This window comes from Kaistella gelatinilytica, assembly GCF_015679325.1.
Taxonomy (GTDB): Bacteria; Bacteroidota; Bacteroidia; order Flavobacteriales; family Weeksellaceae; genus Kaistella; species Kaistella gelatinilytica.
The window spans coordinates 512,491-526,339 of record NZ_JADPVI010000002.1 but is presented as its reverse complement, the minus strand read 5'-3'; the positions used below and the strand labels follow the sequence as shown (position 1 = coordinate 526,339).

Sequence of the window (13,849 nt, the reverse complement as noted above, 5' to 3'; positions counted from 1 at the left end):
ATCTTTGTAATTAACCTAAAAAACTCAAACCAACATGAAAATCAAATTTACCTTCTTAATGCTGTTTTGCGCAACATTCATCTTTGCCCAGAATAAACTGTTCCAGAATTCAATCAATGAAAAAAACCTTGCCACCAATCAAAAAATAGGCAAAGGTCTATCTGACACCTATAGTTCTACGAAGTATTACCAACAATCTTCTTTTAACTTGAGATCAGATTTTGAAATTACACTTCCGAATGGCAAAGTGATCAAAGCACATTATTTAAAGACTTTTTTATATTCCAATGAAAGTGAATCTTTTGTTTATGCTGTTCAAAATGAAAAAGATTCAGATTTTGTTTTATCTAAGGTAGACAATATCGTAACCGGAATGTATACTTCCAGTTCCGGTGAAAAAGCAATATTTCACCAGACGGATGAAAATATTTTTGCAGTCTCTATCGTGAATGAATCAAATCTTATTAGCAAAGATTCTACAGAAAATTCCATCTTAGATGAAGCCGCAATTAACCAGAAAGTGAATGCTAATATTTGTTTAGCAGCTACGCCGGTTTGTCCTTCAAGTACGATTGATGTGATGGTAGTTTTCACGGAGCAGGCAAAAAATGCATGGGGCGGATTGGCTCAAAGTAAATCTTTTGTTGCGACTGCAATAACCAATTTTAATGTTTCCCTTGGAGCTTCTGGAGTTTCAAATGTGACCATCAACTTGGTGTATTGTGACGAAATTGCCTATGTTGAATCAGGAAATATAAATACCGATCTTACAAGATTTCGGACAGAAGGCGATGGATTTATGGATACTGTTGCGAATCTTAGATCAACTTACGGTGCCGATCTTTGCGCCTTGGTTACAAGTACGCCGACCAATACTTGTGGACTTGGCTACTTAAATAATAACAGCACCAATTATACTCCAAATAGTGGGTTTTGTGTAGGGCTTTACAATTGTGTTGTTTCCAACTTTACGCTGGCTCATGAATTAGGTCACAATATGGGTTTAAATCATGACTGGTACGTTAGTGCAGCCCTAAATCCCTGTGAACATCACCACGGATATACGAATAAAACAGCCATCACTTTAGGAGCTGCGAGCACCGCTGCACAAAGATGGCGAACGATCATGGCCTATAATGATGAATGCGCAAATGCAGGATTTCCGTGCACGAGAATTAACAGATGGGCAAATCCACTGGTAAATTATAATACAGAACCTACTGGAATTGAGATTGGACAACCAAAACCCTCGAATGAAGCCTTTGGTTTTGCACGTTTTGCCTGTGTGGTTTCTGAATTTATGCCTACAAAAACTCTTGCGACTATTGAAAATGCAAATATTGTAGATTTTGCGATCTATCCCAATCCGGCTAAAGATGAACTTAATATTCAGGTAAAAGACAACCGGAATTATAATTTCACAATAACCAATCTTGTGGGTCAAATGATTTTGAAAAGTGCTGATAAGAAAATTAACATCAAAGGATTGACTTCCGGAGAATATTTGTTAAGTATTTACAACAAAGAAAATACGTTGATCGGAACGAAGAAATTTATTGTGAAGTAAAAATAATAAGATAATCCTACAACCTCCGGTAATTTATTTTACTCGGAGGTTTTTTATTTTAAGTACTAATACTTTTGATGCTTTATTTAAGAATTTCTATATTCGTTTATGAATTATCTCGCCCATTCTTTTCTCGCATTCTCCGACGAACAAATTGTCGGTCAGTTTTTGGAAGATGTTATTCCGAACAGAGATCGTTTCTCGTTCTCCGCAAAAATACAGGAAGGAATAACTTTACACCGCGAAGTTGATACTTTTACCGATGCTCATCCGGAACTGAGTGCGGCAAAGAAAATATTCAGTCCGTTGGTGAGATTGTATGCTGGTGCTTTTGTAGATGTTTCGATGGATTATTTTCTCGCCAATTCTTTATCAGATCAGGTTTTAAAAAATCATGCGGAAAAAGTGTATCAGGTTTTAAGAAAATATGAAAGTTTACTGCCGGAAAGATTAGTTCGAATGGTCAATGGAATGGAAAAAGACAACTGGCTTTACAATTACAAACAAGATTGGGGAATTCAATATTCCATGCAGAATGTCTTAAACAAAGCCAAATATTTAGATAAAGATCTGCCGGTTTTTGAGGTTTTCATGAAAAATAAACCACAGTTGAAAAAGCATTTCGATATTTTCTTTCCGGAACTTTTAGCACATGCGGAAAAAGTAAATTCGCAGTTCTAAAAGGTTTTGTACAAATACCGATTCGGATAATTGAGTTTGTCGCTCTGTCGTTTTCCATCAACTACGACGTGAATAATATTCATCTGATCATCAAAATAATTATAAAGAAAACTTACGGCAACTTCCACTTTCTTTGGTGAATTAACAGGTTCAGATTCCAGGAAAATATTTACAGCCTCGCTGTCTTCTTCAAAACCCACGTAATTAACTTTCAAAAATTGATTGTCCGCTTTCAATTTTAAATACTCCTCGCAGTATTTTTTTAAATATTCATTGATCTGCTGTTTATAATTCGCATCATTAAAATGAACTGCTTTTCCATATTTTTCTTTCAGGGCATTTTCCAGATCATCCAGAAAAAATTTTCCCGTAATTTGAAAAGTTTTTGATTTCACATTATAGTTAAATTCAACAGAACCAACATGATATGGATGAACTTCTTTAGCTTGCGACCAAATAAAGAAACATAACGAGAAAAGAAGCAGAAATTTTTTCAACATCATTTTTAAAATCAGAAGACGAAATTAATCATTATTTTCGTAAAAATTTTTAGAATGACAGATTTCTTATTCTACCTGAAACTCGGGTGGGAACACATTATTTCCTGGGATGCGCTTGATCATCAATTATTTATACTGGTTTTAGTCGCTGTTTACTTTTACAAAGACTGGCGGAAAATTCTCATTTTAATTACGGCCTTTACCATCGGACATTCATTTACCCTGGCTTTGAGCGTTCTCGATGTTTTCCGACTTCCTTCTACCTTGGTCGAAATTTTAATCCCGATCACCATTATGCTCACCGCATTTGATAATATTTTATTCCGCAAAAATCAAGATAAACTGATGCGGATCAACTATGTTCTGGCGCTTTTTTTCGGCTTAATTCACGGGATGGGATTTGCCAATACCGCAAGAATGGCGATGGCTTCTGAACAAAATATAGCAGTGCCACTTTTAGGATTTAATATCGGCTTAGAATTAGGTCAAATAACCGTCGTTTTACTGGTGATAATTTTATTATTTTTCCTCTCAAAATTCCTGAAATTCCAGCAAAAATATTGGATCATCGGGATTTCAGTGGTCGCCATCATTCTTTCCGGGCAAATGATTTTGGAGCGTATATAGATTTTTATTTGGGCGCCTTTTTCCGCCTGAATTTATCCTGAGCTTGTCGAAGGATTCTCGCTTTTTTGCTCCTCGTTCCTCGTCGCAAAAAGAGCTCCGTTCAAGTCGGGGCGTGAGATTGCTGAAAAATTCACACTCATTTCTTGAAAATACCCTTCCAATCCACATAAAATAATTAAATTTGAGACTTAAGTTCAAAATCTCCTCTTAAAATGAAATTCAAAATATTTACGCTTCTTTTCTGTTCGGTTTTTGCTTTCGGACAAGACATTCAAAACAATCCAAAGAGTAATCACGGTAATAAATTCGAGCTACTCGGTACCATTTTACCCACGCCAAACTTTTACAGAACCGCTTCCGGTGCTCCGGGACAAGGTTATTGGCAAAACCGCGCTGACTACGATATTACCGCTTACCTGGATGAAGACAAAAGAAATCTGCGTGGTTCAGAAACCATTACCTATTACAATAATTCGCCAGATGATCTCGAATATCTTTGGTTGCAATTAGACGAGAACGAACATTCATCTGTAAAAGATGCGGGATTTGATGATGGTTCTAAATTGCCAAAAATGATTCCTTCCGATCGTTTAAAATCGACCGAGTTACCGGTGAAAGACAATGGTTATGGCGTGAATTTAGAAAAGGTGAGAGATGTTTCGGGAATGCCACTGCAATTTGTAGTAAACAAAACCATGATGCGTATCGACCTTCCGAAAGTATTGAAAAAAGGAGAAAAATTCACTTTTAAGATCGACTGGAATTATAATATTTCAAACCGAATGGTCATGGGTGGAAGAGGAGGTTATGAAAATTTTCCCGAAGATGGCAACGATTTATATACGATCACGCAATGGTATCCAAGAATGTGTGTTTACAGTGATTTCAAAGGATGGCAAAATAATCAGTTCACTGGAAGAGGAGAGTTCGCTCTTGTTTTTGGGGATTTCAAAGTTTCTATGAATGTTCCCGCCGATCATATTGTAGCCGGAACTGGCGTGGTGAAAAACTATGATCAAGTCTTAACTTCTGCTCAGCTGAACCGTTGGAAACAAGCCCAGACTTCAAATGAACCGATCGAGATTGTTACTTTAGACGAAGCTAAAAAAGCAGAAAAAACGCATTCCAAAGAAAGAAAAATATGGAAATTTGAAGCCGATAATGTGCGCGATTTCGCCTGGACTTCTTCAAGAAAATTTATTTGGGACGGTATGAAAGTCATCATTCCTGAAAATAAAAACGAGGTGATGGCGATGAGTTTATATCCGAAAGAAGCTTATAATCTCTACAGAAAGTTTTCTACAAGAGCTGTTGCTCATACGATCAAAACCTACTCAGAATATACAATTCCATATCCTTATCCTGTCGCACAATCTATTGAAGCGGCAAACGGAATGGAATATCCGATGATCTGTTTCAATTACGGAAGAACTGAAAAAGACGGAACGTATTCTGAAGGTATTAAAAATGGAATGATCGGTGTTATTATTCACGAAGTTGGACACAACTTTTTCCCGATGATCATTAATTCAGACGAAAGACAGTGGTCCTGGATGGATGAAGGTTTGAATACTTTTGTTGAATATTTAACGGAAGAAAGATGGGACAATAAATTCCCTTCCCGTCGCGGTCCCGCTCATACGATCGTAGATTACATGAAACTTCCAAAAGAGCAATTGGAGCCAATCATGACCAATTCTGAAAATATTATTCAGTTTGGTCCGAATGCTTATTCGAAACCAGCAACTGGATTGAATATTTTGCGCGAAACAATTATGGGAAGAGAATTGTTTGATAAAGCTTTTAAAACCTATGCTAAACGATGGGCGTTCAAACATCCGGAACCTGCAGATTTTTTCAGAACCATGAATGATGCAAGTGCCGAAAACCTCGATTGGTTTTGGCGCGGTTGGTTTTACGGAATTGATCCTGTAGATATTTCTATTGACAACGTAACCGTTTCTTCGCCGGATTTAGATGCAGTACCGAAATCTAAAGAGGTTTCCTACACCGTAGAAAAACCTTTGCAGAATGAATTTACAGATATCTCAAAATTCAGAAACAAGGAAGATAAAAATATCACTTTCTATACTGACAAAGACAAAGAAACCCAGGATTTCTACTGGCGTTACGACCGCGGAATGGAAAAAGTAGATCAGGCAAAAATCTATACTTTGAAAAATGATAATCTTGAAAATGTTCCGGTTAAAGATAAAGCAAATCTGCAAAAAATTAATGCCTACCAAATTGATTTCAGTAACAAAGGCGGTTTGGTAATGCCGATTATTCTTGAATTTACTTTTGAAGATGGCAGCAAACTAACTGATAAATCCTCTGCACAGATCTGGAGAAAGAACGAGCAGAAAGTTTCAAAGACTTATTATTTCGACAAGAAATTAAAATCCATTCAATTGGATCCGATGAAGGAAACCGCAGACATCGATACTTCAAATAATTTCTGGGGTGAAATCGCGGAACCGACTTCGAAGTTTGAGGTTTTCAAACAAAAACAGGCAGGTTCGGCAAGAGGCGCCGCAAATGGAAAAGTAAATCCAATGCAAGCTAGCGGAAAGAAAAATTAATACCTATAACTTTTACTACAAGCCAATCAACTGATTGGCTTTTTTTCTGCCAAAATTTCTCATCATCATATTTAGATAATGACAGATTTACATATAAATTTCCATGGCACCGTTTTAGTAAATTAGAAAGCATAACATAATAATTTAAATAATAGTAATATGTCAGTAAAATTCAGACCATTAGCAGATCGCGTTTTAGTTGAACCGATTCAAGCTGAAACAAAAACCGCTTCAGGAATTATTATTCCCGATACTGCAAAAGAAAAACCACAGGAAGGCACTGTAATCGCAGTAGGACCAGGAAAAGTAGATGAACCAACTACAGTACAAGTAGGCGATAAAGTGCTTTACGGAAAATATTCAGGATCCGAATTGAAATTGGATGGCAAAGATTATCTGATCGTAAAAGAAGGCGATCTATTGGGAGTTATCGGATAAGATCCGTTTTTCACATTGTAGCATTTACAGTGTAGGAATTAGCTCATCTTTAATTAGGAAAAATAATTTTAACAAAAATAAATAGTGCTTTGTAGTTTATACATCGCACATCAATACAAATCAAATGGCAAAAGAAATAAAATTCGATATAGAATCGAGAGATGCTTTAAAAAGAGGCGTTGATGCATTAGCAAATGCAGTAAAAGTAACATTAGGTCCAAAAGGTAGAAATGTAGTAATCGAAAAATCTTTCGGTGCGCCACACGTAACCAAAGACGGAGTTTCTGTAGCAAAAGAGATTGAGCTTGAGGACAGAGTTGAAAATATGGGTGCTCAAATGGTGAAAGAAGTTGCATCAAGAACCAGCGATATCGCAGGAGACGGAACAACTACTGCAACTGTACTTGCTCAGGCAATCGTTCGCGAAGGTTTGAAAAACGTTGCAGCCGGAGCGAATCCAATGGATTTGAAAAGAGGAATCGACAAAGCGGTTGCTGAAGTGGTAAAAAACTTACAGTCTCAGTCTCAAAAAGTTGGTGATTCTTCAGAAAAAATCAAACAGGTTGCTTCAATTTCTGCGAACAACGATGATACCATCGGAACATTGATTGCAGAAGCTTTTGGAAAAGTTGGAAAAGAAGGAGTAATTACCGTTGAAGAAGCAAAAGGAACCGATACTACAGTTGATGTCGTTGAAGGAATGCAGTTCGACAGAGGTTACCAATCTCCTTATTTTGTGACCAATCCGGAAAAAATGGTAGCGGAATTAGAAAATCCTTATATCCTTTTGGTGGAGAAAAAAATCTCTTCTATGAAAGATCTGCTTCCAGTTTTAGAACCGGTTGCTCAAGCAGGAAAAGCTTTATTAATTATTTGTGAAGAAGTTGAAGGTGAAGCTTTGGCAACTTTAGTTGTAAATAAATTAAGAGGTTCATTGAAAATTGCTGCTGTGAAAGCTCCAGGATTTGGGGACAGAAGAAAAGCAATGTTAGAAGATATTGCAATCTTGACTGGTGGAACTGTTATTTCTGAAGAAAGAGGTTTCACAATGGAAAACGTTACCATGGATATGCTTGGAACTGCTGAAAAAGTGGTTATCGACAAAGATAATACCACTTTAGTAAACGGTGGTGGTGACGAAGCTCTAATTAAAGGAAGAGTGAGCCAGATCAAAGCGCAGATGGAAACTACAACTTCCGACTACGACAAAGAAAAACTACAGGAGAGACTTGCTAAATTAGCAGGTGGAGTTGCCGTTCTTTATGTTGGTGCTGCTTCTGAAGTAGAAATGAAAGAGAAAAAAGACCGTGTTGATGATGCACTTCATGCAACCAGAGCTGCAGTAGAAGAAGGAATTGTTCCTGGTGGTGGTGTTGCTTTGGTAAGAAGTATCCCTGCGTTGAATGATTTGAAAGGGGATAACCAGGATCAGGATACCGGAATTAAAATCGTGAAAAGAGCCATCGAAGAACCATTGAGACAAATTGTTGCCAATGCAGGTGGAGAAGGTTCTGTAATCGTTGCGAAAGTAGCTGAAGGAACTGGAGATTACGGTTTCAATGCGAAAAATGACGAATTCGTAAACATGTACGAAGCCGGAATTATCGATCCTACGAAAGTGGTTCGTGTTGCATTAGAAAACGCAGCCTCTGTTGCAGGAATGTTGTTGACTACAGAATGTGTAATTACTGAAGTTAAAAAAGACGAACCTGGAATGCCATTGGGCGGTGGAATGCCGGGAATGATGTAATATCAAACAAATCGGAGCAATCCAATTTAAATATAGAGTCCGTTCAATTAATTTTGAGCGGATTTTTTTTGCCTTTTTTAGGAGCCGGTCTCGTCCTCAAGACGAGATGCTTTCCACTATATCTTTTTCTCCTCGTGCCTCGTCAAAAAAGGATGCCGTTTCAATCAGGGCTATGAATTTACCGACACAAAAAACGATCATTCAAAGAAAAATGTTTAAACGGAAGAATAAGTAATAATGCAATTGCTGTTTTTCATCAAGAAAAAATGCGTCCCATTCGGAACGCACTTTTAATATTTTAAAACACTTTTAAATTGTCGTCAATCTCAAAGTATTCGTTTTTCCACCTTCGTAAGCTGGAGTAGCATTTAAATTAATAACGAAATCACCGTTTTCTACAAAACCGTGAGTATGAGCCAACATATTTACCTGTACGATAGTTTCATCCGTAGATTTTTCCATGTCGTAATGAAATGCGCGAACTCCCCAAAGTAGATTCAGCATCGTCAAAACTCTTTTGTTAGAACTAAAAACGATAATATTCGAATTCGGTCGGTGTGCAGAAATCTGGAAAGCCGTGTACCCTGAATAGGTTAAAGTAATGATCGCTTCAACATTGGTGGTTTTAGCAATTCTTACTGCTGCAAGACAAACTCTGTTCGTAATGAAACGCTCATCAATACAGTTAAATTCGTGTTCGATCGGTGAGTTTTTAGTCTGATAGAAATGCGTTTGCTCAATATTTTTTACTATTTTCGACATGTTTTTTACCACATCAACCGGATATCTTCCAACAGAAGTTTCTCCCGAAAGCATCACCGCATCTGCACCATCCAAAACTGAATTGGCAACATCATTTACTTCTGCTCTTGTTGGGGTCAAACTGGTGATCATCGTTTCCATCATCTGAGTCGCGATAATTACGGGTTTCGAATATTTTCTGGCAATTTCTACCAGATTTTTCTGAATCGCCGGAACTTCTTCCATCGGAACTTCCACTCCTAGATCTCCACGAGCAACCATCAATCCATCACATTCCAAAAGGATTTGCTCAATATTTTTTACCCCTTCAGGTTTTTCGATCTTCGCAATAATTGGAGTTTTTTGCTTATTCGTCGGGTGATTTTTAATGATCTCTTTTAAATCGATAATGTCTTGGGCATGACGAACAAAAGATAACGCGATCCAGTCAAGTTCTAAGTCGAGCATGAAATTAGCATCTTCAACATCTTTCTCTGTTAAAGCCGGAAGCGAAACATTGGTATTTGGCAAATTCACCCCTTTTTTAGAACTAAGCGGTCCACCTTGAATAGTTTTCGCTTTTACCATGTCTACATTATTGGTTTCCAGAACTTCTAAAACCAGTTTTCCATCATCGATCAAAATTCTTTCGCCTACTTTTACATCTTGAGGAAACTTTTGATAAGTCATGTAAACCCTCTTTGAATCTCCTTCAATTTTTTCATTGGTGAACGTTAAAATATCACCTGGATTCAAATATGAACCTTCTTTTACGACGCCGACACGAAGTTTTGGTCCCTGTAGATCACCCAGAATTCCAACAGAAAATCCGTATTCCTGATTCAGTTCGCGGATCATCTGAACATTCCTTTTAACTAAATCGTAATCTGCGTGCGAGAAATTTATTCTGAAAACATCAACTCCCGCCTGAATCAATTGCAGGATCACCTCTTTTGTAGATGAAGCTGGTCCAAGCGTAGCGATAATTTTTGTCTTTTTTAAATATTTATTCATAATATTGAATTATATGATAAAGCTCTTCGATAGGGCTTAATGGAAAATTTTGTATCTGAAACATAAGATTTTCCGGGAGCAAAATTAAGGAAAAATCACCAAATGGCTCCGATGTTTTGAGGAGATAATCTACATCTTGAAAATGATCCAGCAAAAATTTGGTTTCCTGTTCCCCAGAAAATAATTCTTTAGAGACTTTTTTCTGAATATTTTGAGAGGATTTATTAGAGATAAACTGAATGCATACTTTAGTATCACAATGAAAACCTTCAAACCTGGGAAAAGAGTAGTCGTAATAAGTTCCGTTATATATTAGATCTGCAATCCTGGAAAATTTGAAAGAGTTGAGCAAATTGAGCTGATAAAAAAGCTCATGCTCCGGAACTTCTTTGGCAAGACGAACTAAACCTAAAGTAATTTCTTCATCGTCGTCTTCAATTTCAAGCAGTATCTTTTGAGGTTTCAAGGATGCTTTGTTTTTTGTTTAAGATATAAAAGGCTCTTTGTGCGGCTTTCTCTTCGGCTTTTTTCTTGGATGTTTCTGTTGCGTTTGAAATTTTTTCATCATCAAGCCAGACCAAACTTCGGAAGACCAGATTTTTATTCGGCTGCATTTCTTCGCAGGTTTCGTATCTGATGTTGACCTTCTTTTTCTGACCCCATTCTAAAAGTAGTCCTTTGTAACTGACGATCTTATTTTCGAGCTTATTGATTTCTGAAGGTGTTAAAAGTCTTTCCAGAACAACCTTTCTGCAGGTTTCGTAATCAACATCGAGATAAAGCGCTCCAACCAATGATTCAAAAAGATTTCCTGAAATATTTTCGCTTAAAGTTGTAGTGGACTCGTTTTGGAGGAATTTTGTGAGTTTCAGTTCATTTCCGAGCTTGTTCAGATTCTTTCGGTTGACAATTTTAGATTTCATCTGCGTCAGATAGCCTTCATTTGCATCCGGGTAAGTCGTGAATAGATGACAGGAAATAATCGCTCCCAAAACAGAATCTCCTAAAAATTCGAGTCTTTCGTAATTTTTAATTTCTTTGTTTCTGGAAGATGTTTTTAAAGAAAACGCTTCGCGGTAAAGATTAATATTCTGTATTTCGCAACCCGTAATTTTTGCAATTTCGGTGCATAAAAAATAATCTTTTTCCGAAAGTTTTTTTTTTCTGTTGACGAGGAATTGAGAAAGATATTTCTTTAACTCCATCTGTATATTTTCTTAAATTTTAGTGAAAAGTACACAGGCATTGTGTCCACCGAAACCGAAAGTATTGCTCATTGCAATATTTACTTCTTTTTTTACCGCATGGTTAAAGGTAAAATTAAGTCGGCTGTCAATTCTTTCATCATCTGTAAAATGATTAATTGTAGGAGGTACAATACTATGAGTAATAGTGTGTAAAATCGCAATTGCTTCGATAACACCAGCTGCACCAAGTAAGTGACCGGTAATTGATTTGGTAGAATTTATTTGAATATCAAATGCGTGTTCTCCCAATAATCGGGAAATTGCGTTAGATTCGGCGATGTCACCCAATGGAGTAGAAGTACCATGCATGTTGATATGATCTATTTCATCGGTCGAGACCCCTGCATCTTCTAAACAATTTTTCATTACGAGATAGGCGCCCAAACCTTCAGGATGTGGTGCGGTCATGTGATAAGCATCTGCGCTCATTCCACCACCTTTTAATTCTGCATAAATAGTTGCGCCACGTTTGATAGCGTGCTCATATTCTTCCAAAATAATTGTTCCCGCTCCTTCACCAAGAACGAAACCATCTCTGTCTTTATCAAAAGGTCTTGATGCGGTTTTTGGATCGTCGTTTCTGGTAGAAAGTGCCATCATCGCGTTAAATCCTCCAACACCACTTGCAGTAATTGCAGCTTCAGAACCTCCGCAAACAATGACATCTGCTTTTCCTAACTGGATCAGCATTTTACCATCGATCAAAGCATTGGCAGATGAAGCACAAGCTGAAACGGTCGTGTAATTAGGACCATGGAATCCGTACTCTATTGAAATTTGACCACCTGTAATATCTGCGATCATTTTGGGAATAAAGAAAGGATTAAAGCGTGGGATATCTGTTCCTGCCCACTCTAAAACTTCTTTTTCAAAAGTTGATAAACCTCCAATTCCAGAACCCCAAATAACACCAACTCTGTTCTTGTCAACATTGTCCTCGATAATCCTAGAATGTACTACGGCTTCTCTTGCGGCAACGACTCCGAACTGAGTGTTTCGGTCCATTTTTTTTGATTCTTTCTTGTCGAAATAATTCAATGGATCGAAGTTTTTTACTTCGCAGGCAAATTTGGTTTTGAAGTTTGTGGCATCAAAAAGAGTAATAGGAGCAGCACCGCTCTCACCTTTCACAAGGCTTTCCCAGTAATCTTTGGCATTATTTCCAACAGGCGTAATAGCGCCGAAACCGGTAACAACTACTCTTTTTAATTCCATAAATTTTTTTTTCGTTGAGATCGAATATTATTTGTTCACTACTTCTTCAATATAAGCAATAGCGTGTCCTACAGTTGTAATTTTCTCTGCTTGATCATCAGGAATTTGAATATTAAATTCTTTTTCGAATTCCATAATTAATTCTACAGTATCCAATGAATCAGCTCCTAAATCGTTAGTAAAGCTAGCTTCTGGAGTAACTTCTGTTTCCTCAACGTCGAGTTTATCAGCGATAATGGCTTTTACTCTTGATGCAATGTCTGACATAGTAATTTATTTTAATTAGTTGTTAATTGCTGCAAATATATAAAATTCTTTATGATTTGAAGTTTTTTTAGAAATAATTAATCATTAATAGGATCATTAATTCAATTGATTTGCAACTCTCTTATTTGCCCGCACTTACAAATTAATTTGTAATTAGTTCTCTTAAAATCTTGATTTTGAAATCTAAATAGGATGAAAATTTCCTGTTCTTTAATCTTTATTAATGGTAAGCGAACAAAAAATAGAAAATGAAAAGAGATCACTGCCTTTAAAAAATCATTTTAAAAAAGTGCTTTTACTTAGAGCATGAACCATTCATTGATCAACGCTGCTCCTAATCTTGAAGTTCTATCTCCGATATCAAGCGTCGGATTAATTTCGCAAACGTCTAAAGCTTTCAGTTTTTCGGACTCCAGAATATGTTTGTAGAAATGCATAAACGAAGCGTCTGCAAAAATTCCGTTGTAGGCAGAAGCGGAAACTCCAGGAGCGATTGAAGCGTTGAAAACATCCATGCAAATGGTAAGATAAAGAATATCTGCTTCAGCGATAAATTCATCGAGTTTTGCGTAAATATTCGGTAGATTCTCAAAGAAAATTTCCTCAGCTAAGATGTATTTCATTCCGTATTGATGAGCAGTATCAAAAAGTCTTAAAGTATTCGAATTGCGTTGAATCCCAATATGTAAGGAATGAATTTTTTCTCCCTGTGCGATCTGCCAAAAACCGGTACCAGAACTGGCGCCAATTTGAGGATCAATTTCTCGATTGTCAAAATGCGCATCAATATTAATAATTCCAACCTTTTTATCCGGAAAAGCCTTTTTAATTCCTGAATAATGCGCAAACATTCCTTCATGTCCACCGCCGAAAACAATTGATCTGCCGCCTTTTTCTAAGACAACTTGAATCTTTTCCGCCAATTCATTTTGAGCATTCTCTAAATTTTCGTCTTCACAATATATATTGCCAAAATCCTTCAAAGAAAATGCTGGATTAACAACAGGAAAATTTGAAATATTTTTTCGAATCACATCCGGAGCATCTTTTGCGCCGACTCTTCCTTTATTTCTTTTCACGCCTTCATCTACCGCAAAACCGTGTAAAACGAAATCGTTCGGTAAAATATTTTCATAATGGTGTTCCAAAGAAACTCTCTGAAAAACCCTGTGATAAAGGGGGTCATCGCCGTCAAATCGTCCTTGCCAAATCATAAATTT

General features: G+C 36.9%; 13 protein-coding genes. 6 read left to right on the top strand and 7 right to left on the bottom strand.

Annotated features, from left to right (window positions below; all coding sequences use genetic code 11):
- Window positions 1-34: 34 nt before the first annotated feature.
- Together IV494_RS09545 and IV494_RS09540 are read left to right on the top strand one after the other, a co-directional pair.
- Window positions 35-1,567 carry a zinc-dependent metalloprotease gene (locus tag IV494_RS09545; protein WP_196079918.1) on the top strand — a complete coding sequence of 511 codons (1,533 nt, stop codon included), beginning with the start codon at window positions 35-37 and terminating at the stop codon, window positions 1,565-1,567.
- A gap of 108 nt (window positions 1,568-1,675) precedes the next feature.
- Entirely contained in the window at window positions 1,676-2,248 is a 573-nt protein-coding gene (locus IV494_RS09540; RefSeq protein ID WP_196079917.1) for an acyl carrier protein phosphodiesterase, read from the top strand.
- On the opposite strand, the gene IV494_RS09535 is transcribed toward IV494_RS09540, so the two are convergent.
- Window positions 2,245-2,751 (bottom strand): DUF6702 family protein, encoded by a 507-nt coding sequence (locus IV494_RS09535; RefSeq protein WP_230380049.1) that lies wholly within the window; start codon window positions 2,749-2,751, stop codon window positions 2,245-2,247. The genes IV494_RS09540 and IV494_RS09535 overlap by 4 nt on opposite strands.
- A 51-nt stretch (window positions 2,752-2,802) precedes the next feature.
- Here IV494_RS09535 and IV494_RS09530 point away from each other — a divergent pair, with 51 nt between their 5' ends.
- From IV494_RS09530 to groL, 4 genes are all read left to right on the top strand, one after another.
- The gene (locus tag IV494_RS09530; protein ID WP_196079916.1) at window positions 2,803-3,375 is read left to right on the top strand and encodes a HupE/UreJ family protein; all 573 of its coding nucleotides are present in this window, start codon (window positions 2,803-2,805) and stop codon (window positions 3,373-3,375) included.
- Between the two features lie 212 nt (window positions 3,376-3,587).
- Window positions 3,588-5,957: a M1 family metallopeptidase gene (locus IV494_RS09525; RefSeq protein ID WP_196079915.1), complete on the top strand. Its 2,370-nt coding sequence runs from the start codon at window positions 3,588-3,590 to the stop codon at window positions 5,955-5,957.
- A gap of 159 nt (window positions 5,958-6,116) precedes the next feature.
- Window positions 6,117-6,395, top strand: a complete 279-nt coding sequence (locus IV494_RS09520) for a co-chaperone GroES (RefSeq protein WP_039354682.1) — start codon at window positions 6,117-6,119, stop codon at window positions 6,393-6,395.
- A gap of 124 nt (window positions 6,396-6,519) precedes the next feature.
- The gene (groL, locus tag IV494_RS09515; RefSeq protein ID WP_196079914.1) at window positions 6,520-8,145 is read left to right on the top strand and encodes a chaperonin GroEL; all 1,626 of its coding nucleotides are present in this window, start codon (window positions 6,520-6,522) and stop codon (window positions 8,143-8,145) included.
- Between the two features lie 309 nt (window positions 8,146-8,454).
- Here groL and pyk read toward each other — a convergent pair whose 3' ends face one another.
- The 6 genes from pyk to hutG form a co-directional block, all read right to left on the bottom strand.
- Entirely contained in the window at window positions 8,455-9,900 is a 1,446-nt protein-coding gene (gene pyk / locus IV494_RS09510) for a pyruvate kinase (RefSeq protein WP_196079913.1), read from the bottom strand.
- Window positions 9,893-10,366 carry an IPExxxVDY family protein gene (locus IV494_RS09505; protein ID WP_196079912.1) on the bottom strand — a complete coding sequence of 158 codons (474 nt, stop codon included), beginning with the start codon at window positions 10,364-10,366 and terminating at the stop codon, window positions 9,893-9,895. Before IV494_RS09505 ends, pyk begins: the two co-directional genes overlap by 8 nt.
- On the bottom strand, window positions 10,341-11,105 hold the full coding sequence (gene rnc, locus IV494_RS09500; RefSeq protein ID WP_196079911.1) for a ribonuclease III: 765 nt from the start codon (window positions 11,103-11,105) through the stop codon (window positions 10,341-10,343). Before rnc ends, IV494_RS09505 begins: the two co-directional genes overlap by 26 nt.
- A 12-nt stretch (window positions 11,106-11,117) precedes the next feature.
- The gene (gene fabF, locus IV494_RS09495; RefSeq protein WP_196079910.1) at window positions 11,118-12,362 is read right to left on the bottom strand and encodes a beta-ketoacyl-ACP synthase II; all 1,245 of its coding nucleotides are present in this window, start codon (window positions 12,360-12,362) and stop codon (window positions 11,118-11,120) included.
- A 27-nt stretch (window positions 12,363-12,389) separates the two neighbouring features.
- A complete protein-coding gene (locus IV494_RS09490) occupies window positions 12,390-12,629 on the bottom strand; it encodes an acyl carrier protein (protein ID WP_002976354.1) in 240 nt (79 codons plus the stop codon).
- Window positions 12,630-12,928: 299 nt separating this feature from the next.
- Complete coding sequence (gene hutG / locus IV494_RS09485) at window positions 12,929-13,843, bottom strand: formimidoylglutamase (protein WP_196079909.1); 915 nt, start codon at window positions 13,841-13,843, stop codon at window positions 12,929-12,931.
- Window positions 13,844-13,849 lie beyond the last annotated feature (6 nt).